Origin of the sequence: Sphingomonas folli (assembly GCF_019429525.1) — a bacterium.
In the GTDB taxonomy this organism is placed as follows: Bacteria; Pseudomonadota; Alphaproteobacteria; order Sphingomonadales; family Sphingomonadaceae; genus Sphingomonas; species Sphingomonas folii.
In genome coordinates, this window is sequence record NZ_JAHXZL010000002.1 from 218,924 (window position 1) to 240,963 (window position 22,040).

At 73.0% G+C, this 22,040-nt stretch carries 23 protein-coding genes; 10 read left to right on the forward strand and 13 right to left on the reverse strand.

Annotated features, from left to right (window positions below; translation table 11 throughout):
* Positions 1–85: 85 nt before the first annotated feature.
* The 5 genes from KZ813_RS03560 to radA form a co-directional block, all read right to left on the reverse strand.
* Positions 86–418, reverse strand: coding sequence for a DUF423 domain-containing protein (locus KZ813_RS03560; RefSeq protein ID WP_219753595.1), 333 nt, complete (start codon positions 416–418; stop codon positions 86–88).
* On the reverse strand, positions 415–2,181 hold the full coding sequence (locus KZ813_RS03565; protein ID WP_219753839.1) for a cation:proton antiporter domain-containing protein: 1,767 nt from the start codon (positions 2,179–2,181) through the stop codon (positions 415–417). The genes KZ813_RS03560 and KZ813_RS03565 overlap by 4 nt, the downstream gene beginning before the upstream one ends.
* Positions 2,181–2,636, reverse strand: coding sequence for an iron-sulfur cluster assembly scaffold protein (locus tag KZ813_RS03570; protein ID WP_219753596.1), 456 nt, complete (start codon positions 2,634–2,636; stop codon positions 2,181–2,183). The genes KZ813_RS03565 and KZ813_RS03570 overlap by 1 nt, the downstream gene beginning before the upstream one ends.
* Positions 2,633–3,193, reverse strand: a complete 561-nt coding sequence (locus KZ813_RS03575; protein ID WP_219753597.1) for a CvpA family protein — start codon at positions 3,191–3,193, stop codon at positions 2,633–2,635. Before KZ813_RS03575 ends, KZ813_RS03570 begins: the two co-directional genes overlap by 4 nt.
* 300 nt (positions 3,194–3,493) lie before the next feature.
* Entirely contained in the window at positions 3,494–4,870 is a 1,377-nt protein-coding gene (gene radA, locus KZ813_RS03580; protein WP_219753598.1) for a DNA repair protein RadA, read from the reverse strand.
* Between the two features lie 160 nt (positions 4,871–5,030).
* Between radA and KZ813_RS03585 the strand changes: the two genes are divergently transcribed.
* Positions 5,031–5,780 (forward strand): hypothetical protein, encoded by a 750-nt coding sequence (locus KZ813_RS03585; RefSeq protein WP_219753599.1) that lies wholly within the window; start codon positions 5,031–5,033, stop codon positions 5,778–5,780.
* A gap of 212 nt (positions 5,781–5,992) precedes the next feature.
* Here the strand turns inward: KZ813_RS03585 and KZ813_RS03590 are convergent, their stop codons facing one another.
* A complete protein-coding gene (locus KZ813_RS03590) occupies positions 5,993–7,600 on the reverse strand; it encodes a phosphoenolpyruvate carboxykinase (protein WP_219753600.1) in 1,608 nt (535 codons plus the stop codon).
* Between the two features lie 177 nt (positions 7,601–7,777).
* On the opposite strand from KZ813_RS03590, the gene KZ813_RS03595 reads away from it, so the two are divergent.
* The 7 genes from KZ813_RS03595 to KZ813_RS03625 are packed head-to-tail and all read left to right on the forward strand — an operon-like array spanning position 7,778 to position 12,874.
* Positions 7,778–8,482 carry a response regulator transcription factor gene (locus tag KZ813_RS03595; RefSeq protein ID WP_219753601.1) on the forward strand — a complete coding sequence of 235 codons (705 nt, stop codon included), beginning with the start codon at positions 7,778–7,780 and terminating at the stop codon, positions 8,480–8,482.
* Positions 8,451–10,028 (forward strand): sensor histidine kinase, encoded by a 1,578-nt coding sequence (locus KZ813_RS03600; RefSeq protein WP_219753602.1) that lies wholly within the window; start codon positions 8,451–8,453, stop codon positions 10,026–10,028. Before KZ813_RS03595 ends, KZ813_RS03600 begins: the two co-directional genes overlap by 32 nt.
* Complete coding sequence (locus KZ813_RS03605) at positions 10,025–10,453, forward strand: HPr kinase/phosphorylase (RefSeq protein ID WP_219753603.1); 429 nt, start codon at positions 10,025–10,027, stop codon at positions 10,451–10,453. The genes KZ813_RS03600 and KZ813_RS03605 overlap by 4 nt, the downstream gene beginning before the upstream one ends.
* The gene (rapZ, locus tag KZ813_RS03610; RefSeq protein ID WP_219753604.1) at positions 10,417–11,349 is read left to right on the forward strand and encodes an RNase adapter RapZ; all 933 of its coding nucleotides are present in this window, start codon (positions 10,417–10,419) and stop codon (positions 11,347–11,349) included. The genes KZ813_RS03605 and rapZ overlap by 37 nt, the downstream gene beginning before the upstream one ends.
* 29 nt (positions 11,350–11,378) lie before the next feature.
* A complete protein-coding gene (locus tag KZ813_RS03615; protein ID WP_183921381.1) occupies positions 11,379–11,786 on the forward strand; it encodes a PTS sugar transporter subunit IIA in 408 nt (135 codons plus the stop codon).
* Positions 11,783–12,052: an HPr family phosphocarrier protein gene (locus KZ813_RS03620; protein ID WP_219753605.1), complete on the forward strand. Its 270-nt coding sequence runs from the start codon at positions 11,783–11,785 to the stop codon at positions 12,050–12,052. Before KZ813_RS03615 ends, KZ813_RS03620 begins: the two co-directional genes overlap by 4 nt.
* A 21-nt stretch (positions 12,053–12,073) precedes the next feature.
* A complete protein-coding gene (locus KZ813_RS03625; protein WP_219753606.1) occupies positions 12,074–12,874 on the forward strand; it encodes a TrmH family RNA methyltransferase in 801 nt (266 codons plus the stop codon).
* A gap of 328 nt (positions 12,875–13,202) precedes the next feature.
* On the opposite strand, the gene KZ813_RS03630 is transcribed toward KZ813_RS03625, so the two are convergent.
* The 5 genes from KZ813_RS03630 to recR form a co-directional block, all read right to left on the reverse strand.
* Entirely contained in the window at positions 13,203–13,616 is a 414-nt protein-coding gene (locus tag KZ813_RS03630; RefSeq protein ID WP_219753607.1) for a putative quinol monooxygenase, read from the reverse strand.
* A 33-nt stretch (positions 13,617–13,649) separates the two neighbouring features.
* Positions 13,650–14,456, reverse strand: coding sequence for an APH(3')-I family aminoglycoside O-phosphotransferase (locus KZ813_RS03635; protein ID WP_219753608.1), 807 nt, complete (start codon positions 14,454–14,456; stop codon positions 13,650–13,652).
* Positions 14,457–14,464: 8 nt separating this feature from the next.
* A complete protein-coding gene (locus KZ813_RS03640; RefSeq protein ID WP_219753609.1) occupies positions 14,465–15,874 on the reverse strand; it encodes a DNA recombination protein RmuC in 1,410 nt (469 codons plus the stop codon).
* A 157-nt stretch (positions 15,875–16,031) separates the two neighbouring features.
* Positions 16,032–16,565: a peptide deformylase gene (gene def, locus KZ813_RS03645; protein WP_219753610.1), complete on the reverse strand. Its 534-nt coding sequence runs from the start codon at positions 16,563–16,565 to the stop codon at positions 16,032–16,034.
* A gap of 45 nt (positions 16,566–16,610) precedes the next feature.
* Positions 16,611–17,207, reverse strand: a complete 597-nt coding sequence (recR, locus tag KZ813_RS03650; RefSeq protein ID WP_219753840.1) for a recombination mediator RecR — start codon at positions 17,205–17,207, stop codon at positions 16,611–16,613.
* 55 nt (positions 17,208–17,262) lie between these two features.
* Here recR and fmt point away from each other — a divergent pair, with 55 nt between their 5' ends.
* Both fmt and truA read left to right on the forward strand, forming a co-directional pair.
* Positions 17,263–18,168 (forward strand): methionyl-tRNA formyltransferase, encoded by a 906-nt coding sequence (gene fmt, locus KZ813_RS03655; RefSeq protein WP_219753611.1) that lies wholly within the window; start codon positions 17,263–17,265, stop codon positions 18,166–18,168.
* Positions 18,169–18,199: 31 nt separating this feature from the next.
* Positions 18,200–18,949, forward strand: a complete 750-nt coding sequence (gene truA / locus KZ813_RS03660) for a tRNA pseudouridine(38-40) synthase TruA (RefSeq protein WP_219753612.1) — start codon at positions 18,200–18,202, stop codon at positions 18,947–18,949.
* 486 nt (positions 18,950–19,435) lie between these two features.
* Here truA and KZ813_RS03665 read toward each other — a convergent pair whose 3' ends face one another.
* Both KZ813_RS03665 and KZ813_RS03670 read right to left on the reverse strand, forming a co-directional pair.
* Complete coding sequence (locus KZ813_RS03665) at positions 19,436–20,611, reverse strand: class I SAM-dependent RNA methyltransferase (RefSeq protein WP_219753613.1); 1,176 nt, start codon at positions 20,609–20,611, stop codon at positions 19,436–19,438.
* On the reverse strand, positions 20,608–22,008 hold the full coding sequence (locus tag KZ813_RS03670; RefSeq protein WP_219753614.1) for an NAD(P)H-hydrate dehydratase: 1,401 nt from the start codon (positions 22,006–22,008) through the stop codon (positions 20,608–20,610). Before KZ813_RS03670 ends, KZ813_RS03665 begins: the two co-directional genes overlap by 4 nt.
* Positions 22,009–22,040 lie beyond the last annotated feature (32 nt).

Consider the following 22,040-nt stretch of genomic DNA (forward strand, 5'->3'; position numbering starts at 1 on the left):
CGGCGTATCGGTGACCGGACCAGGAGATCGCCGGCTTCTTCGCCCCCTCCCCCGAAGGATCGGGGCTGACCGCGATCCCCCGGAGCTATCCTCGCATTCCCACCCAGGCCAGCCACAGCCAGCCCGCGATCAGCAGCGTGCCGCCGATCGGGGTCACCGCGCCGAGCCAGCGCGGCAGGCCGAGCGCCATCAGGTACAAGGTCCCCGCGAACAGCGCACCGCCGGCGAGGAACAGCCACGCCGGCCCCCTCGCTTCCAGCCGCAGCGCGACCAGCGCCGCGACGGCGTGGACCAGCTGATAGTGGCTCCCGGTCCTGAGCCATTCCACCGCCGCCCCGCTCGCGCCGTGCGCGCCGAACGCGCCCGCGCCCACCGCCAGCGCGCCCGACAGCGCGGCCAGGACCACCAGCCAGTTCACTCGCGCTGCCCCCCGCCCCACGGCGCCTGCTCGGCGACGAGCGCGCGCGCGGCGCGGATATCCCCCGCCTCGATCTGGATGCGCAGCCGCTCGCGGTCGCGCGCGCGATACATCTGCTCGGCGCGATCGATCTCGGCGGGGGAGATGCCCAGCCCCTCCATCGCCTGACGCGCCATGCGGATCGCGGACTCGAGCACCTCACGCACCACCGCGCGCGCCGGACCGGGTTTGAGCCGCACCAGCGCGCGCCGATCGAACGCGCGGACGTAGAGGGCGGCGCGCGGGAAGGCCTCGTGCACCGCCTCGAGCTGGCCGAGGTCGAGCTGGTCGCCGTCCATGCAGAACAGGAGGAGCTCGGCCTCGGCCGCGCCGGCCTGGCGCAGCAGGTCGAGCCGCGTGCCGTCGCCGTAATAGACCTTGGAGCCGAACTCCTCGGCGATGTCGATCATCTCGATGTCGGTGTCGATCAGCGTGACCGGTATGTCCTGCATCATCAGCATCTGCCCGACCGTCTGGCCGAAGCGGCCGTAACCGACGATGATCGCGTTGGCGCCGTCCGCCTTGGGCCCGTCGCGCGCGCCGTCCCCGACGATCGGCTCCTCGCGGAAGCGGCGCGTGAACATCATCAGGAAGGGCGTGGTCGCCATCGACAGCGTGATGATCGCGCCGAACAGGCTCGCCGCCTCGGGTGCGATCAGATAGGCGGTCTGCGCCTGGGCGAGCAGCACGAAGCCGAACTCGCCGCCCTGGCTCAGCAGCAGCCCGAGCGCGAGCGCCTGCCGCCACGTCATGCGGAAGACGAGGCCCAGGGCAGTGATGATCCCCGCCTTGGCGACGATCAGCGCGACCGCCATCGCCACCACGAAGAAGGGCCGCTCGGCGATCGCGTGGAGGTCGAGCATCATGCCCACCGCGAGGAAGAACAGCCCGAGCAGGATCGAGCGGAACGGCTCGACGTCGGTCTCCAGCTCGTGGCGGTACGGGCTGTCCGCCAGCATCACCCCCGCGACGAAGGCGCCGAGCGCGGTGGAGAGCCCCAGCCACTCCATCAGCGCCGCCGCGGCGATCACGGTGAACAGCGCGGCGAAGACGAACATCTCGCGCTCGCCGAGGTTGCCGATGCCGCGGAACAGCGGGCGCAGCACGAAGCGGCCGACCGCGACCAGCCCCGCGATCGCCAGCACGGTGTAGAGCACCAGCACCCAGCCCGGCGGCCCGGCCGCGGCCGCGGGGTTGCGGCTCATCGCGGCGATGATCGTGATCATCGGGATGATCGACAGGTCCTGGAACAGCAGGATCGAGAAGGCGCGCTCGCCGAACGGGGTACGCAGCCGCCCCGACGACTGCAGCATCGGCAGCACCTGCGCGGTCGAGGACAAGGCCAGCGGCATGCCCACCGCCAAGGCCGCGGCGAGCGAGAACTTGGCCGCGAGCGCGAGGATCGCGGCGATGGCGATGCCGCAGCCGACGACCTGGATCGCGCCCAGCCCGAGAATATCCTCCTTGAGCCGCCACAGCCGCGTCGGGCTCAACTCCAGGCCGACGATGAACAGCAGCAAGGTGATGCCGAGCTCGGCGAAGCCCAGCTTGGTCTCGGCGTCGCCGACCAGCCCCAGCAGTTGCGGGCCGACCAGCGCGCCGGCGACGAGGAAGCCCAGCGTCGCGCCCAGCCCCAGCCGGCGGAACAGCAGCACGAAGACCAGCCCCGCGCCCAGCAGGATGGTGCCATCGCGGACCAGCGAGCCGTCGGCGGCATGCTCCATCACGCCGTAACCGTCGCGGCGGCGCGCGTCCCGTCGGCGCGCGCCCGTGCCGCGGCCTCGGCGGCGGCCTCGAAGGCGAGCCGGATCGAGGGGTGGCGCGCGGTCAATCTCAGCCCCGGCGCGAAGATCGCGATGCCGGGCCAATCGGGCACGTCACCCGTGCCGGCGAGCCAGGCGGTGAGCGAGTCGCGCGCCGCCGCCAGTTCCTCGGGCGTGCGGCCGATCGCGTGCCGCGCCAGCAGCGTCGAGGAGGCCTGGCCGAGCAGGCAGGCACGCACCTGCGTGCCCAGCGCCGCCACCCGCCCGTCCCCGTCGAGCGCGACGTCCACCGTGACGCGGCTGCCGCAGATCGGGGAGCGCTTCTCGGCCGTGCCCGCGGGCTCGGCGAGCCGCTCGGGATAAGGGTTACCGATCGCCAGCGCGCTGATCTCGGGCGTGTACAGGTCGAGGCTCATGACTCTCCATTCCCTCTGGCCGCGCGTGGGGGAACGCGCGGCGCGAAGACGGGCTCGCCGCGTCGCCGGCGATCGACGAAGTCGGCGATCGACGCGCTGGTCGCGCTGAGCAGCGGGTAGGTGCGCGCCTGGGTCAGCCACGCCGGCCGATGCGATGGCCCGCCGCCCGTCGTGTCGAGCACGAGGATGAGTAGAAGATAGGCGAGGCTCGCCAGGATCAACCCCTTGAGCGCGCCGAAGCCGAAGCCCAGCGCGCGGTCGATCGGCCCGAGCACCGAGGTGCGCGTGCGCCGCGCGACCGCGTTGACCACGATCTTGCTGAGGAAATAGGTGCCGGCGGTGAGGATCACGAACGCCAGCACCGCCGCGCCCGAGGCACTGCCGACGGTGCCCGCGAGCGCGCGCGCCAGCGGCAGGTGGAAGATCTTGAGCGCGAACACCATCGCCACCCAGGCGAACAGTGCCAGCACCTCGCCGACGAAGCCGCGCCGAAGCCCACCGAGCGCGGTCAGCGCCACCGCGGCGAGCACGGCGATGTCGAGCCCCTGAAAGTCCATGCGCGCATCCATATGGCGCCGCGGCGGCGGGGGCCAGCGCGAGTTGCGGCGCGGATGGGCGCGTCGGGATCCGGACGGGTACCCGGGATGGTGAGTTGGAGCGGGACTTCGGTCACACGCCGATCCTCCCCGGAACGGGGAGGGGGACCACCCGCAGGCTGGTGGAGGGGGCTCGCCGCGGTGGCCACGCTGCGAGAGGCTCACGATCGTCGGTGTCGCGCAGCGCGGGAAGCCCCTTCCACCGCCCGGCGGCCCCCCTCCCCACGCCGCGTAGGATCGAGGTCGTACAATGAGGGTCCCTCACCCTCTCCCCAGCAGGTGGTCGACGAATTGGCCCAGTGTCCGGAAGCCCGAGCGCCGCATCGTCTCGCCTTCCGCCGCCGCCGCGCTGTCGGGCAGCAGCGCGCGCTCGAAGCCGAGCTTGGCCGCCTCCTTGAGCCGCAGCGGCGCATGCGCGACCGGGCGCAGCTCGCCCGACAGCGCGATCTCGCCGAACGCCACCGCGTGCGCGGGCACCGGCCGCTCGCTCAGTGCCGAGACCAACGCCGCCGCGACCGCCAGGTCCGCCGCCGGGTCCTGCACGCGATAGCCGCCCGCGACGTTCAGATAGACCTCGCAGGTCGAGAAGCTGAGCCCGCAGCGCGCCTCCAGCACCGCCAGGATCATCGCCAGCCGCCCCGAGTCCCAGCCGACCACCGCGCGCCGCGGCGTCGCGCCGCTGGCGAGCCGCACCACCAGCGCCTGGATCTCCACCAGCACCGGCCGCGTCCCCTCCAGCGCGGGGAAGACGGTGGCGCCCGTCACGCCCTCGTCGCGCTGGGTCAGGAACAGGGCCGAGGGGTTGGACACCTCCGCCAGCCCGCCGCCGGCCATGGCGAAGACGCCGATCTCGTCGGTGCCGCCGAAGCGGTTCTTGAGGCTGCGCAGGATACGATATTGGTGGCTGCGCTCGCCCTCGAAGCTCAGCACCGTGTCGACCATATGCTCGAGCACGCGCGGCCCGGCGATCGTGCCGTCCTTGGTGACGTGGCCGACCAGCACGACGGCGGTGCCGCGCTCCTTGGCGAAGCGGATCAGCTCCTGCGCGCTCGCGCGCACCTGGCTCACCGTGCCGGGGGCGCCCTCGATGAGGTCGGAGTGCATCGTCTGGATCGAGTCGATCACCAGCAGCGCGGGCGGGCGGTCCTGCGACAGCGTCGTCAGGATGTCGCGCGTCGACGTCGCGGCGGCGAGCTTCACCGGCGCGTCGCCCAGGCCGAGCCGACGCGCGCGCAGTCGCACCTGGTCGGCCGCCTCCTCGCCGGAGACATAGGCGACCTCGTGCCCGCGCCGTGCCAGCGCCGCCGCGGCCTGGAGCAATAGCGTCGACTTGCCGATACCGGGATCACCGCCGATCAGCGTCGCCGAACCCGCCACCAGCCCGCCGCCGAGCGCGCGGTCGAGCTCGGCGATGCCGAAGGGCGTGCGCGGCGGCAGCGCCACCTCGGAGTCGAGCCCGACCAGCGCGATCGTGCGCCCCCCGCCCTGCAGGTTATGCTTGGCGTGGAACGGCGTGGCCGCGACCGGCGCCTCCTCCACCAGCGTGTTCCACTCGGAACAGTCGGCGCATTGCCCCTGCCAGCGGTGAGTCACCGATCCGCACGCCTGGCAGACATATCTCTTGTGCATCTTGGCCATGTTTCCTCCCTAGCGCGCACGGAACAGGAAGGGAACGACTGTTCGATGAACGAGCGGTTCACCGCACGTGCAGGGCGAGTCGCGCATCACCGGGAACCCTGTTTGAGACGCGATCGTTTCAACTTCGTCATTTTCTCGTAAACGACCATAGGAGTTTCTCGTGAAGCACTTCGCCGTTTTCGCTCTCGCTTCCGCCGCCGCCCTTCCCGGGACCGCGCTGGCGCAAGCGGCGGCGCCGGCCCAGGCGCCTGCCACGGGTGGCGCCACCGTCGCCACCGGCGCCACCGTCTATGACACGTCGGGCGGCGTCGTCGGCACGGTGGAGAGCACCGATGGGACCAACGCGGTCGTCAACACCGGCACGGTCAAGGCAGCGATCCCGCTGACGTCGCTGGGCAAGGGCGCCCAAGGCCCGGTGCTGGCGATGACCAAGGCCCAGCTCGAGGCCGCCGCCGGCCAGCAGCAGGCGCAGGCCTCGGCCGACTTCAAGGCCAAGCTGGTCCCCGGCGCGACCGTCTACGGCACCGGCGGGACGCAGCTCGGCACGATCAAGTCGGTCGACGCCAGCGGCGTGACGCTGACCACCACGGACGGTCCGGTGGTGCTGCCGACGAACGGCTTCGGTCCCGGGCCGCAGGGCATCGTGCTCGGCATGACCGCGGCGCAGCTCAAGGCGGCGATGACCGCCGCGGGCGGCGGCAGCGCGGGTGGGTCGAGCGCGACCACCACCGATAGCGGCAGCGCGGACGCGACGACGTCGTCGGCGACCACCGCGGGCGACATGGCCGCTGGCACGACCGCGGCGACCGGAACCGAGAGCGCCTCGACCCCGGGCACCACCGCGGCCTCGTCGACGACGGCGCCGGGTGCCACCAGCACCACGACCAAGAGCAAGCGCAAGCCGCGCTGACCTAACATCGCGGTGAAGAAGAGAGCGCCGCCCGCGTCGATGGACACGGGCGGCGCTTCTCTTTTCGAGTGTCGGGATGGGGTGGAGGAGAGACGGCTTCCTGGCGGAGCCTAGCGGCTCGACCCTCGCTCTCCTCCCGACCGGGCGCCCGCCCCGGGGAACAGACAGATGCCCCCGCGCTAGGGCTTTTGGCCCATCGCGGGGCGCAGCCGTCACACCGCCGCGACCGCCCGCGGCGCGGCATCGCGCACGCCCTGGTCGACGTGCTCGGCGAACTGCGCGAAATTGTCGTTGAACAGGTCGACCAGTCGCGCCGCGGCGGCGTCATAGGCGCCCTTGTCGGCCCAGGTCGCGCGCGGGTCGAGGATGGCGCTGTCGACGCCCGGCACCGCCACGGGCACCTTGAACCCGAAATTCGGGTCGGTGCGGAACTCGGCATGATTGAGGCTGCCGTCGAGCGCGGCGTCGAGCAGCGCGCGGGTCGCCTTGATCGGCATGCGGTGGCCGACGCCGTACTTCCCACCGGTCCAGCCGGTGTTGACCAGCCAGCAGTCCACCCCGCCGCGCGCGATCCGCTCCTTCAACAGGTTGCCGTAGACCGACGGGTGGCGCGGCATGAACGGCGCGCCGAAGCAGGTCGAGAAGGTCGCGTCGGGCTCGGTCACGCCCATCTCGGTGCCCGCGACGCGCGCGGTATAGCCCGACAGGAAGTGGTACATCGCCTGATCCGGCGTCAGCTTGGCGATGGGCGGCAGGATGCCATAGGCATCCGCGGTCAGCATCACGATGCTGCGCGGCGTACCGCCCATGTTGCGCTCGGACGTGTTGGGGATGAAGTCGATCGGATAGGCGCCGCGGCTGTTCTCGGCGAGCGAGTTGTCGTGGAGGTCGAGCTGCCGCGTCACCTCGTCCATCACGACATTCTCGAGGACCGTGCCGAAGCGCTTGGTCGTCGCGAAGATCTCGGGCTCGGCCTCGGGCGAGAGGCGGATCATCTTGGCATAGCAGCCGCCCTCGAAGTTGAAGACCGCGTCGTCCGACCAGCCGTGCTCGTCGTCGCCGATCAGCGTGCGCTTGGGATCGGCCGACAGCGTCGTCTTGCCCGTGCCCGACAGGCCGAAGAACACCGCGGTGCGCCCGTCGTCGCCCATGTTGGCGGAGCAGTGCATCGGCATCACGCCGGTCGGCGGCAGCAGATAGTTGAGGATGCCGAACACCGACTTCTTCATCTCGCCGGCGTAGCGGGTACCGCCGATCAGCACGAGCTTCTCGCTCATGTTGACCGCGATCACGGTCTCGCTGCGGCAGCCGTGGCGCGCCGGGTCGGCGCGGAAGCTCGGCAGGTCGATGATCGTATAGTCGGCGACGAAGCCCTTCAGCTCGCGCTCCTCCGGGCGCACCAGCATGGTGCGGATGAAGAGATTGTGCCACGCCAGCTCGTTGATCACGCGGACGCGGACGCGATGGCCGGGCTGCGAGCCGCCGTACAGGTCCTGCACGAACAGGTCGCTCTTGGCGCGCAGCGCGGTGAGGAAATCCTCCTTGAGCGCGGCGAACTGGTCGGGCGTCATCGCCTTGTTCGACTTACCCCACCAGACGCTCGACTCGGTCTCGGCGTCGCGCACGATGAACTTGTCCTGCGCCGAGCGGCCGGTGTGCTGCCCGGTCTCGACGACCAGCGGCCCGTCGGCGGAGAGCTTGCCCTCGTTGCGCGCCACCGCGGCCTCGACCAGCCGTGCGGTGACCAAGTTCCAGTGAAGCGTGGCGCGAGTCTCGATGCCCTGCGCCTCGAGCCCGGCGTCCGGAATACGATCGCTCAATGGTCCATCCTCTTCTTCGCCGCCGCGCCCTCGCCGGACGGCCTGTGCTAAACATGTTTTACGCATGGCATCGGCGCGCGTCAAACATGTTAAACATCCGCTGTTCCGTGCCTGTCGTGTGCCATTGAGCGCGCGCGCGCTTTGGACTACCCCGCTGGCTATGACCCGGACCTCTCGATGACCGCCACGATCGCGCTGGTCGACGACGACCGCAACATTCTCACCTCGGTATCGATCGCGCTCCAGGCCGAGGGCTTTCTGACGCGGGTCTATTCGGACGGCGAGGCCGCGCTGAAGGCGCTCACCGACAACCCACCCGATCTCGCCATCTTCGACATCAAGATGCCGCGGATGGACGGGCTGGAGCTGCTGCGCCGGCTGCGCGAGAAGAGCCGCGTGCCGGTGATCTTCCTCACCAGCAAGGACGACGAGCTCGACGAGGCGCTCGGACTGGCGATGGGGGCGGACGATTACATCGCCAAGCCGTTCAGCCAGCGGCTGCTGATCGCGCGGATCCGTGCCATCCTGCGCCGTACCGAGGGCAGCGCCGCGCCCGGCGGCGAGGATGCCGCGGCACAGGGGCCGATCGAGCGCGGACGGCTGGTGATGGACCCGGCGCGCCATCGCGTCAGCTGGGGCGGCCACGCGGTCACGCTGACCGTCACCGAGTTCCTCATCCTGGAGACGCTGGCGCAGCGGCCCGGCATCGTGAAGACGCGCAACCAGCTGATGGACGCGGCCTATCAGGACGACATCTACGTCGACGACCGCACCATCGACAGCCACATCAAGCGGGTCCGCCGCAAGTTCCGCGAGGTCGACCCCGGCTTCGACTCGATCGAGACGCTGTATGGCGCCGGCTACCGCTTTTCCGAGGAGTGACGCTGCCGAGCAGGCGCGCTCCTGGTCCGGCAAGGTCTCGCTCACCCCGCGCATCCTCGCGGTCAACATCCTGGCGCTGCTCCTGCTGGCAGGCGGCTTCTTCTACCTCGACACGTTCCGGAGCCGCATCCTTGACGAGCGCGCGGCGCAGGCCTCGCGCGAGGCGCGGCTGATGGCGGAGGCGCTCACCGCCATCCCCGACGCGCGACGCGACTGGCTGGTGGCGCGGCTCGCCACCGACACGGGGACGCGACTGCGGCTGTACGACGCCGGCGGCGCGGCGAGCACCGACTCGCGCGCGCTCGGCGTCGCCAATTTCCGGCTCGACGATCCCGACGACGACACACTCGCCAAGCGCAGCGCGCGTTTCCTCGACGCGGCGATCGACCGGATCGTCCGCGCCCCGCTCGCCCCTGGCTATCGCGAGCGCGCCGACGGGCGGCGGTGGCCCGACGTGCGCGCGGTGCTCGCCGGCGCGCCCGGCGCGGTGACGGTGTGGCGCGCGCCCGACCGAACGCCCGTGATCACCGCCGCCGCGCCGCTGCCCGGCGGCCGCGCCCTGCTCTCCGCGGTCAACGCGCGCGACATCACCGAGCGCGTGCGGCTCGAGCGGTTCCGGCTGAGCGTGGTGCTGCTGGTGGTGGCGGCGATCTCGATCGGCCTGTCGCTGTTCCTCGCGCGCACCATCGTCGAGCCGCTGCGCCGGCTGGCGCGCGCCGCGGTGCGGGTACGGCTCGGCCGCGCGCGCGAGGTGGTGGTGCCGCGCTTGCCCGAGCGGCGCGACGAGATCGGCATGCTCGCGCGCGCGCTCAGCGACATGAGCCTGGCGCTGCGCGCGCGGATCGACGCCACCGAGGCCTTCGCCGCCGACGTCACGCACGAGCTCAAGAACCCGCTGGCGTCGCTGCGCTCGGCGGTGGACGCGCTCGGCCATGTCCGTGACCAGGCCGCGCAGGCGCAGCTGCTCGCCATCGTCGGGGACGACGTCCACCGGCTCGACCGGCTGATCGGCGACATATCCGACGCGTCGCGGCTCGACGCCCAGCTCAGCCGCGCGACCTTCGAACCGGTCGACGTCGAGGCGATGCTCGTCGCGATGGTGGCGCAGCGCGAGACGCGCGGCGTGGCGCGCGGCGTGCGCGTATGGCTCGACGCGCGCGATCACGGTGAGCTCCGCGTGCTCGGCGAGGGCGCGCGGCTTGAGCGGGTCTTCGCCAACCTCATCGACAACGCCATCTCCTTCTCGCCCGACCGCGGTGTCGTCAGCGTCGCGGTGCGGCGCGATCGCTCGATGCTGGAGGTGCGGGTCGAGGACGAGGGCCCCGGCGTGCCCGAGGAGGCGCGCGACGCGATCTTCCAGCGCTTCCACTCGGTGCGCCCGACGCAGGAGGGGTTCGGTGAGCATAGCGGGCTGGGTCTCGCGATCGCGCGCACCATCGTCGACGCGCACCAGGGCCAGATCGGCGTCGAGTCGCGCGATGACCGGCTCAGCGGCGCGCGCTTCGTCGTGCGCCTGCCGCTCGCCGAGCGGGTCGCGGCGGCGTGACCGCGCCGGTGACGCTCCACGCCACCGCGGTGGCGCTCGGCGGGCGCGGGGTGCTGCTCACCGGTCCCTCGGGCGCGGGCAAGTCCGATCTGGCGCTGCGGCTGATCGACCGCGGCGCCGAGCTGGTGGCGGACGATTACACGATGCTGGTGCACGACGGCGCCTCGCTGGTGGCGGGCTCGCCCGCGACGATCGCGGGGCAGATGGAGGTCCGCGGGCTCGGCATCGTCGACCGGCCGTACCGGCCGGTGGCGCCGGTCGCCCTCGTGGTGACGCTCGGCGAGGAGGGCGAGCGCATGCCCGAGCCGCGCTGGATCGAGCTGGCCGGGGTCGCCCTGCCCGAGATCGTGATCGACCCGCGCTGGCCCTCGGCACCGATCAAGGTGGAATGGGCGTTGGCACGGCTGAAGGAGATGCCGTCGTGACCGAGGTGCTGCTGATCACCGGCATGGCCGGGGCGGGCGTGACCACCGTGCTCAAGACGCTGGAGGACCTCGGCTGGGAGACGGTGGACAGCGTGCCCTTGTCGCTGCTCACCCGCGTCGTCGCGCTGCCGCCCGACAGCGGCGAGACCCCCCGCCCGCTCGCCTTCGGCTTCGGCACGCGCACGCGCAACTTCGACCCCGCCGCGGTGCTGCGCCGCTTCGAGCAACTGCGCGAGGAGCCCGGGGTCGAGGTCGGCATGCTGTTCCTCGACTGTTCGGAGGGCGAGCTGGCGCGCCGCTTCGCCGAGACGCGCCGGCGCCACCCGCTCGCGGACGACCGCCCCGCCGCCGAGGGGATCGCGCTGGAGCGGCGGCTGCTCGAGCCGCTGCGCGCGCGCGCCAACCGGCTGATCGACACCACGCGGCTGACCAGCAACCAGCTGGCGCAGGAGATCCGCCGCACCTTCCGCCGCGACGGCACCGTCGGCACGACGCTGACGATCGAGTCGTTCGGCTTCGCGCGCGGCGTGCCCGCCGGCGTCGACCTCGTCTTCGACATGCGCTTCCTGCGCAATCCGCACTGGGTGCCCGAGCTGAGACCGCGCACCGGGCTGGACCCCGAGGTGGCCGCCTATGTCGCGGCGGATCCGGCCTATGATGAGGCAGTCGGCCGGATCGAGGAGTTGCTCCTGCTGCTCGTCCCGCGCTATCACGCCGAGGGCAAGCCCTACGTCACCGTCGCCTTCGGGTGCACCGGCGGCAAGCACCGCTCGGTGCACGTCGCCGAGCGGGTCGGTCGTCGGTTGCGCGAGGCGGGCTTTTGTCCCACCATCACGCATCGTGACCTGGCGGCGGCACCGCAGGATGCGCTCGAAGGACGACCATCGCGTCAATGAACGAAGTATCGAAGCCCATGCTCGGACCCGTGATCGGTCTCGTGCTCGTCACCCACGGCCGCCTCGCGGACGAGTTCGTGACGGCGATGGAACATGTCGTCGGCCCGCAGGGACAGGTGCGCACGGTCGCGATCGGCCCCGACGACGACATGGAGGCGCGCCGCGCCGACATCGCCGGCGCGATCGCCGAGGTCGATTCCGGGCGCGGCGTGATCGTGCTGACCGACCTGTTCGGCGGGACCCCCTCCAACCTCGCCATCTCGCTGATGGAGCGCGGGCGGATCGAGGTGATCGCGGGGATCAACCTGCCGATGCTGATCCGGCTCGAGTCGGCGCGCAAGGCGATGACGGTCACCGCCGCGGTCGCCGCGGCGCGCGAGGCCGGTCGCAAGTACATCTCGGTGGCGTCGGAAGTGCTCGGCGAGGCGGCGGCGTGACGGTCTCGCGTACCGTGGAGGTGACCAACCGCCGCGGCCTGCACGCGCGCGCCAGCGCCAAGTTCGTCACGCTCGCCTCGGGCCAGCCCGCGCCGGTGAAGGTCGCCAAGGGCGACTCGGAGGTGGTCGGCACCTCGATCATGGGGCTGATGATGCTCGGCGCGGCCAAGGGCGACCAGATCACGATCAGCGCCGAGGGCGATTCGGCAGAGCACGTCGTCGCGACCATGTGCGCCTTGGTCGAGGGCAAGTTCGGCGAGGACTGAGGTCCGCGCCGCCGCCCGCTCATGCCCCGCACCGTCACCGCTTACTCCAACCCGCTCGTCAAGCGAGTCCAGGGCCTTCGCGACAAGCGCCATCGCCGCGAGGAGGGGCTGTTCCTCGCCGAGGGGCTGCGCATCCTCACCGAGGCGCGCGAGACCGGGCGCGTGCCGCGCTACCTCTTCTTCGCCGCGGCGAGCGCGCGCCACCCGCTGGTGGTCGCGCTGGTCGAGGCGGTCGAGGCGCGCGGCGGCGAGGCGATCGAGACCATCCCCGACATCCTCTCCAAACTGTCTGGCAAGGACAATCCGCAGGCGGTGGTGGGCGTGTTCGAGACGTTCGAGACGCCGCTCGCCGCGCTCGACCGCCACGCCGCACCGATCTGGCTGGTGGCCGAGCGGCTGCGCGACCCGGGCAATCTCGGCACGATCCTGCGCACCGGCGACGCGGTCGGCGCGGGCGGGCTGATCCTGGTCGACGAGTGCGTCGACCCCTTCTCCACCGAGGCGGTGCGCGCCAGCATGGGGGCGCTGTTCACGGTGCCGATCGCGCGCGCACCCTGGGGCGACTTCCTCGCGTGGCTGCGCGGCGGCGCGGGGCAGCTGGTCGGGCTGAGCCTCCAGACCGAGCACGGCTACCGCGACGCGCGCTACGCCGCGCCGACCTTCCTGCTCACCGGCAACGAGGCGCAGGGGCTGCCCGAGGCCTACGAGGCCGAGTGCGACCTGCTGGTCAAGCTGCCGATGCGGGGCAAGGCCGACAGCCTCAACGCCGCGGTCGCCACCGCGGTGATGGCCTATGAGGTGCTGTCGCAGCAGCGCGGGTGACCGACGCGGCCTCGGCGCGCGCGCGGGCGTCGAGTGGCCGACGCGGGTGCGGGCAGGCGTGTCCGGCGCGCCGTTCCGGCGGACCGCAGGGGACGGACGATGGGTCGACTCCCGCGCCAATGTTGCGAATGTTGAGTCGCTGGCGCGGATCGCGGCAGGGACGCAGGTCGGACCGGCCCCGCGGCGGGCCGCCACGCCGCCGATCAAGGCGGGATCGCGGCGGGCCGGTCGTCGTGCGCGGCGGAGGGTGAGCGGCGGCGAGCCCATGCCGGTGCGATACCCGCTCCGAGGCAGCGTAGGACAGGTGTCGGGCGGCTCGCCCACGCCCTCACAGGCAGGTGACCGGGCCGCCCTCCGCGCCCCTCGACTTGGCGCAGAGCAGGATCGGCCGCGTCTCCACCAGCCGCAGCGACCGTACCATCCGCTCGGTCGAGCTCTTGTATCGCAGGAAATGCGGCGAGCGGATATGTGCCTCATAGGCGGCGCGGCTGGCATAGACCTCGAGCAGCCGCACCGCGGTCGGCCGCTCCGCCAGCGCGACCGAGTGGAGCATCAGCACGCCCGGCTCGAGCCGCACCGACGCCTCCTGCTCCTCGGCGAGGATGCGCTTGTACGAGTCGAGCTGCGCCGGATCGATCTCGAGCTCGGCGATCCGCACCATCGGGGCCGCCTCGGGCGCCGCGACGGCGGCGGTCAGCGCGGCGGCAAGCGAGGCGGTCGCGGCGAGGACAGTCAGGCTCATCGGCTTACTCCGGACATCGCGCGGTGCTCCGCTTCAGAACAGTTCGTCCAGCAGCAGGTGAAAGTCGAGCCGCTGTTCATCGAGCGGACGCGCGTCATAGCGATCGAGGAAGCGGTCGCGCAGCGAATGGTCGAACTCGCCGAGGCAGTTCCACATGATCGCGACGTCTTGGTAGCGGTCGGCGACACCGACGCGACCGAGATCGATGCAGCCCGTCACCGCACCATCGCGGAGCAGGAGATTGTCGAGCGAATAGTCGCCGTGCGTCACCACCGGCTCGGGCGCGACAGGCTGGAGCGCACCGAGCGCGGCCCAGACCTGCTCGGCGCTCCAGCCCGCGCGCGCCGGGTCGAATTCCTCTTCCTCGACCAGACCGGCGTCGATCCGCGCGCGGGCATGTCGGAGGCGGAGGCGATGGTCGGCGACGAAGGGACAGTCCGCGGCCGGGATCGCGTGCAACTGCCGGAGAAAGTCGGCCAGCGCGTCCACGACGGCGCCACGCTGCCCCGGCGCCCGCTCCAGCAACTGATAGGCGGTCTCCCCCTCCAGCATGCCGGTGACGAGCCATGCCGAGGCCGCGTCGCGAACGAAATGGATGAGCGGCGGCACCGCGATGCGGGGCGACAGCCAGACCAGCCGAGCCATCTCGTCGGTGACGTCGTCCGCGACCGCGCCGACACCGTGCTTGAGGTACAGGTCGGGGCCGCCGGCGCCACCGCGGAGGTGATAGACCGCCCCGCCCGACTCACCGACGGTGTCGCGCGCCCAGCGATAGCCCTCGAGCGCCTCGGCGAGCGAAGGCGGTAGCGCCGCGGGCGCACACGGGACCTCGCGCTCCATCGGCTCGGCTACTCCGCCGCGTCCTCGAGCGCGTCACCCAGCAGCGCCTCGGGCGCGCTCGTCGCCAGCTTGGTGAGCGGGCGCGCCGCCTGCTCGCCGACCGGCAGCGGCTCGATCGTCTTGTTGCCCGTGTCCACGTTGAGCGCCTCGAAGCGTCGCGCGCTGGTCAGCACCTGGCTCTCGAGACTGCCCACGAAGCTATTATAGGCGCCCATCGCGGTGTCGAGGTTCTTGCCGAGCCGCGCCACATGCGTCCCCATCGTCGCCAGCCGCGCGTAGAGTTCCTTGCCCAGCGCGCCGATCTCCTGCGCCTCGCGCGCGAGTTTCTCCTGCCGCCACACCGCCGAGACGGTGCGCGCGATCGCGATCAGGTTGGTGGGTGTCGCGAGCAGCACGCGCCGATCGAAGGCGAAGTCCCACAGGGTCGGGTCGTGCTCCAGCGCGGCGGAGAGGAAATGCTCGCCGGGCACGAACATCACGACATATTCGGGCGCGTCGCTGAACTGGGTCCAATAGGCCTTCGCGCCGAGCGCGCTGACGTGCGCGCGCATCGACTGGGCGTGCGCCGCGAGCCCGAGCTGGCGCTCCGCCTCGTCGACCGCGCCGAACGCGTCCTGATAGGCGTTGAGCGAGACCTTGGCGTCGACGATCAGCGACTTGCCGCCGGGCACGCGGACGATCGCGTCGGGGCGCAGTCGAGCGCCGTCCTCGCCCGCGACGCTGACCTCCATCTGGAAGTCGGTATGCTCGGCGAGCCCGCACGACTCGAGCACGTTGCGCAGCTGCTGCTCGCCCCAGCGCCCGCGCGCCTTGGGGGCGTTGCGCAGCGCGTTGACCAGTTTCGCCGCCTCGCCCGAGACGCGCTCCTGGCCGAGCCGCATCTGCTCGATCTGCCCCTTCAGGTTGCTGAAGGAATCGCGCCGCTCGGCCTCGATCTTGGCGACCCCCTCCTCGTAGCGCTGGAGCCGGTCGTTGACCGGCTGGAGCAGCGCCTTGAGCCCCTGCCCGGCCTGCTCCTCGGACTGGCGCAGCCGCGCCTCGGCGCGCTCGAGGAACGCCTTCTGCGCGTCGGTGAGCGCGGTCTGCGCGGCGTCGCGGAAGCGCGCGCTGAGCTCGTCGGCGGCGAGCCTGAGGTCGGCGATGCGCTGCTCGGCGGCGCGCCCCTCCGCGGTGAGGCGCGCCACCTCCAGCCGCGCCGCCTCGCGCTCGTCGCGTGCCTGGACGAGCTCGGCGCGGAGCGGCTCGGCCGCGCGCGCGCGCTCCTCCGCGGCGGCGAGGTCGGCGATGGCGCGGCGGAACAGCTCGGCCTGGGCGTCGCGCTCGGCGCGCAGCCGCTCGGCCGCGGCGCGGGTCAGCAGCCAGCCGGCGAGACCGCCGAGCGCGAGCGCGATCAGCGCGACGGGAAGAAGGTCGGTCATGGTCGGAACATAGATCGAACGTGGGCGCGGTCGCAAGCGGCAGGTGCCGGGCGCGCGACATCGGCCACGGCGCTGCTCTCACGCACGCGGGGGTCCAGGGCGGCGCCAGCGGTGATGCGGCGCGCCGCACACCGATCGGCCGGCCCACCCGGGCACGTCACCCCCCTCGGCGCAGCTTATCCAGCTTCTTCAGCAGCATGCCCCGCTTCAGCCGCGAGATATGGTCGATGAACAGCACGCCGTTGAGATGGTCGATCTCATGCTGCATGCAGGTCGACATCAGGCCCTCGAACTCGGCCTCGTGGCGCTCGCCCGCGGTGTCGAGCCAGGTCACGCGACAGCGCTCGGGGCGGGTCACCTCGGCATATTGCTCGGGGATCGACAGGCAGCCCTCGTTGTAGCTCGACTCTTCCTCGCTCACCCAACTGATCTCGGGGTTGATGAAGGCCTGGGGCGCGCGGGCGGCCTCGGGCGGCTCGCCCTCCTCCAGCTCGCGCTCCTGCAGGTCGATCACGACGATGCGCCGCAGGATGCCGACCTGGATCGCGGCGAGCCCGATGCCGCGCGCGTCATACATCGTGTCGAACATGTCGGCGACGATGCCGCGCACCTCGTCGTTGACCTCGGCGACGGGCGCGCAGGTCTCGCGCAGCCGCGCGTCGGGTACCTCTACGATCGGGAGAATGGCCATGCGCGCGAGCTAGGGGCGCGCCCGGGAGGCGTCAAGCGAGCGCGCTCACCCCACGGGGCGACGCGCGCGCAGCGCCTGCGCCAGCGTGCCCTCGTCGAGATAGTCGAGCTCGCCGCCGACCGGCAGGCCGTGCGCCAGCTGGGTCAGCCGCACTGGGAAGCGCTCGAGCCGCTCGGCGAGATAATGCGCCGTCGTCTGGCCCTCCAGCGTGGCGTTCATCGCCAGCACCACCTCGTCCACCCCGCCGCCGGCGACGCGCGCGAGCAGCGGCTCGATCGCGAGGTCCTCCGGCCGCACCCCCTCCAGCGCGGAGAGCCGCCCACCGAGCACGTGGAAGCGCCCCGGGAACAGCCGCGAGCGCTCCAGCGCCCAAAGGTCGGCGACGTCCTCCACCACGCACAGCGAGCGGTCGTCGCGGCGCGGGTCGGCGCAGATCGCGCACGGGTCGGTGGTGTCGACGTTCCCGCAGGTCGAGCAGGTCGACAGCCGCTCCTCCACGGCCACCAGCGCCGAGCGCAGCGGTGCCAGCGCGCCCTCGCGCTTCTTGACGAGGTGCAGCACCGCGCGCCGCGCCGAGCGCGGGCCGAAACCGGGGAGGCGCGCCAGCGCGTTGGTCAGCGCCTCGATCTCGGGGGATGCCATGCGGAACAGATAGGGGGTTGCGTCGCGCCGCGCCAGCGTGTCGAGAGCTGGCGCCATGCGGATCATCTTCATGGGAACCCCCGAGTTCGCGGTGCCGACGCTCGACTCGCTGGTGGCCGCGGGGCACGAGGTCGTCGCGGTCTATAGTCAGCCGCCGCGGCCGGGCGGGCGGCGCGGGCGCGAGCTGGTGCCCTCCCCGGTGCAGCGGCGCGGCGAGGCGCTCGGGCTGGCGGTGCGCACGCCGGTGACGCTGCGCGACGCGGGCGCGCAGGCCGCGTTCGCGGCGCTCGGCGCGGACGTCGCGGTGGTCGCCGCCTACGGCCTGATCCTGCCGCGCGCGGTGCTGGAGGCGCCGCGGCTGGGCTGCCTCAACGTCCACGGCTCGCTGCTGCCGCGCTGGCGCGGCGCCGCGCCCGTGCAGCGCGCGATCCTCGCCGGCGACGCCGAGACCGGGGTCGGCATCATGCAGATGGAAGCGGGGCTCGACACCGGCCCGGTGCGACGGGAGGGTCGGACCGCCTGCGCCGGCAAGAGCGCGGGCGCGCTCACCGCCGAGCTCGCCGCGATGGGCGCGCGGCTGATGGTGGAGGTGCTCGCCGATCCCGACCGTCACCCGCCGCGACCGCAGCCCGAGGAGGGCGTCACCTACGCCGCCAAGATCAGCAAGGAGGAGGCGCGGCTCGACTTCACCGCCACCGCCGCGCAGGTCGAGCGCCAAGTGCTCGCCTTCGACCCCGCGCCAGGCGCGTTCCTCGAACATGCCGGCGAGCGGATCAAGGTGCGCGCCGCGCGCGCCGAGCATGGTGCGGGGCCGCCGGGCGCGGTACTCGACGACTCGCTGCTGGTGGCGTGCGGCGCCGGCGCGATCCGGCTGCTCCGGGTGCAGCGCGCCGGGCGCGGCGAGATGGAGGCGGGCGAGCTGCTGCGCGGCTTCGCGCTGCCGCCGGGCACGATGCTGTGACTCGGGTCCCGCCGCCGCGGGGCGCGCCGCGGTGACCCGCTTCGCGCTCACGGTCGAGTTCGACGGGCGGCCGTTCATGGGTTGGCAGCGCCAGGCGCACGGGCCGAGCGTGCAGCAGGCGATCGAGGAGGCGGCGCACGCGGTCACCGGCGAGACCGTCGCGGTCCACGCCGCCGGCCGCACCGACGCGGGGGTTCACGCCACCGCGATGCGCGCGCACCTCGATGTCGCCAAGCCGCTCACCGCCTTCCGCCTCGGCGAGGCGCTCAACGCGCGCCTGCGCCCCGCGCCGGTGGCGATCATCGCGTGCGAGGTCGTCGCGGACGACTGGCACGCGCGCTTCTCCTGCCTTGGGCGCTCCTACACCTATCGCATCGTCAACCGCCGCGCTCCCCTGACCGTGGAGCGCGGGCTGGCGTGGCATGTCGCGCAGCCGCTCGACGTCGCGGCGATGCACGCGGCGGCGCAGCTCCTGGTCGGGCGACACGACTTCACCACCTTCCGCTCGGCCCATTGCCAGTCCGCCAGCCCGGTGAAGACGATCGACTCGATCGCGGTGCGGCGCGACGGCGACCGGCTCGCGGTGGACGTCGCGGCGCGGTCGTTCCTCCACCATCAGGTGCGCTCGATGGTGGGCTGCCTCGCGCTCGTCGGGCTCGGGCGCTGGGACGCGGACGACCTCGCCGACGCGCTGCGCGCCGCCGATCGCGCGCGGCTCGGGCTCAACGCGCCGCCGGACGGCCTGTACTTCGTCGGGGCGCGCTACCCGGCGGCAGGATAGTTCACACGAGGACGCGGCGACGCGAAGGGCGGCGAAGTCGGTCAGGCTCCCTCGCCTGCGTCGGGGGTGCCATCCGAAAGGCGCCAGACGAGTCGATCACGCGGAGGCGCGGAGGCGCGGAGCGCTCCAGGGTCTGATCCACCTCTATCGATCCGTGCTCAGGCGAACGCCGGAGCCCAGAGCCGCAGGCGTGACGCTCGTGGCTCTGTGAGCTCATACGCCCGCAGGAGCACCCCGCCGTTTCACATCAGGTGGATCAGCCTCTCACGCTTTGTCCCCGGACATCGAGTGGCGGAAGCCTCTGACAGACTTCCGTGCGCTGGCCGAAGAGCGCGTCGAGGAGTGGCCCGTCGGGTCCTCGCGTCCTCGCGCGAACGATCCTCTCACGACCGCCGACCGCGACAGGCAACCTATACGACGCCGGCACCCTCTCTGCGCCTCCGCGCCTCCGCGTGAACCATCACGCCCCGGCGAGAGGGAAGGCCGTCACCCGGCGCGCGACAGCCTCGCCGCCAGCTCGACATGCGTCGACCAGCGGAACTGCCCCACCGGCTGCACCCAGTCGAGCCGGTAGCCGGCCTCCACCATCTCCTTAGCATCACGCGCGAAGCTGCTGGGATTGCACGATATGTAAGCGATCACTGGCACCTTGCTGGCGGCCAGCTGCGCGGCCTGCTCGCGCGCGCCGGCGCGCGGCGGGTCGAGCACCACCGCGTCGAACCGGTCGAGCTCGGCCGCGGTGAGCGGGCGGCGGTACAGGTCGCGATGCTCGGTGAACACCGGCCGCCCCGCCCTTCCCGCTGCCGCCTTGAGCGCGAGCAGCGCGTCGCGCCCGCCCTCGGCGGCGTAGACCCGCCCCGGCATCGCCAGCGCGAAGGTGCCGAGCCCGGCGAACAGGTCGGCGACGGTGCCCGGTGCGCCGACCGCCTCGCGCGCCGCCGCGACCAGCGCCGCCTCGCCCTCGCGCGTCGCCTGGAGGAAGGCGCCGGGGGGCAGCGGCACCGCGACGCCGCCGAGCGTCACCGTGGCCGGCTCGGGCTCCCAGCGCGTCTCGGCGCCGAGTCCGTCGTCGAACGCCACGCGCGCCACGCCGTGCGCCTGGGCGAAGGCGGTGATCGAGTCGTGGTGCTGCAATCCCTCGGGCGCGACACCGGTGACGAGCACGTCGGGTCCCTGATCGGCGAGCGCGAGATGGACGTCGAGCCGGCGCCGCGCCCTGAACGAGGCGAGCAGCCGCTTGAGCGGTCTGACCAGCGCGAACAGCTCGGGCGCGAGCACGTGGCATTCCTGCAGGTCGACGAGCTGGTGGCTCTTCTCCGCGCTGAAGCCGAGCCGCCCCGCCGGCTCGAAGTGGAGCGTCGCGCGGCGCCGCGTGCGCGGCGGCGACAGCAGCGGCGCGCGGATCGGCGCGGCGAGCCCCTGTGCCGCCAGCGCCGACCCGATCCGCTCGGTGATGAAGCCGGCCCAGGCCGGATCGTCGAGATGCTGGAGCTGGCACCCCCCGCACGCCGGAAAGTGGCGGCACGGCGGCACCTGATGGTGCGGGCCGGGCAGCACGCGGCCGTCGTCGGCGAGCGTGTCGCCGGGCGCGGCGAAGGCGGCGTAGCGGCCGTCCGCGGTGACGCCGTCGCCGCCGCCGGCGACCTTGACGATCAGGCTCACGCGCGAGTCTCCCGGATCACCGCGGCGAGCGCCGGCGCCAGCGCCTCGGCGAGGTCGTCGGCCAGGAAGGCCGCGCCGAGCCGCCGCGCCGCGGCGGCGTGGAGCCACACCCCGGCACCGGCCGCGTCGAGCGGGTCGCCGCCGCCCGCGAGTCGCGCCGCGATGGCGCCGGCGAGCACGTCGCCGCTGCCCGCGGTGGAGAGCCAGCTGCTCGCCTCGCCCGCGAGCAGCGCGCGACCGTCGGGCGCGGCGATCACCGTGTCGGGCCCCTTGTAGACGACGACCGCGCCGGCGCGCTCGGCCGCGGCGCGCGCGGCGACGAGCTTCGACCCGCCGGTCGCCCCGAACAGCGCGCGGAACTCGCCCGCGTGCGGCGTGAGCACGATCGTGCCGCCGCGCGCACGCAGCCGCTCGGGGGTGACGAGGTGGAGCGCGTCGCCGTCGATCAGCAGCGCGCGGTCGCTCGCCAGTGTGCGCTCGAGCAGGTCGCGCGCGTGATCGTCGCGGCCGAGCCCGGGGCCGACCACGAGCGCGCCGATCCGCGCGTCGGCGAGCGGATCGTCGCGCTCGTGCGAGCGGCGCACCAGCGCGTGCGGCGGCTGCGGGATGGTCGCGCCGAGCAGCGTCACATAGCCCGCGCCCGCGCGCATCGCGGCGCGCGCGGCGAGCTCGCCCGCTCCCGCCATCCGGCCCTTCACCACCGCGACCATCCCGCGGCTGAACTTGTGGCTGTCGACCGGGGGCGCGGCGAGGGCCGGCGCCGCCAGCGCGCGCGCGTCTCCGCTCAGCCCGAGGTCGAGCGGCAGCACGCGCACCGCGCCGCAGCGCGCCGCGGCGGGCTGGAGCAGATGCGCCGGCTTGGCCGCGCCGAGCGCGAGCGTGACATGGTAGCGCGGCACCGCGCCGAGCAGCGCGCCGTCGTCGCTGGCGACGCCGCTGGGCAGGTCGACCGCGATCGCCAGCGCCGCGCCGGCGACGAGCCGCGCCAGCGCCGCCGCCTCGCCGGCCGCGAGCCCGCGGCTGAGCCCGGTGCCGTAGAGCGAGTCGACCAGCACGGGCGCGGGCTCGGCCGCGGCGAGCGGCTCGACCGCCGCGCCCCAGGCGTCGCGCGCGGCGATCGCGGCGGCGCCGCGCGGTTCGGCCGCGGCGGCGACGCGGACGGTGCGGCCGAGCGCGCGCAGTCGCGCCGCGGCGAGATAGCCGTCGCCGCCGTTGTTGCCCGGGCCGCAGACCACCAGCACCGCGTGCGGCCCAGCGAGGCGGTGGACCGAGTCGCCGACCGCGCGGCCGGCGCGCTGCATCAGCGACCCGATGCTGGTCCCCGCGGCGATCGCCGCCTCCTCGGCGGCGCGCATCGCCGCGGCGTCGAGCACGATCGTGCCGTCGAGCGGCGTCATGGCGTCCATTTCCTCATGTCACGGCGCGGGCG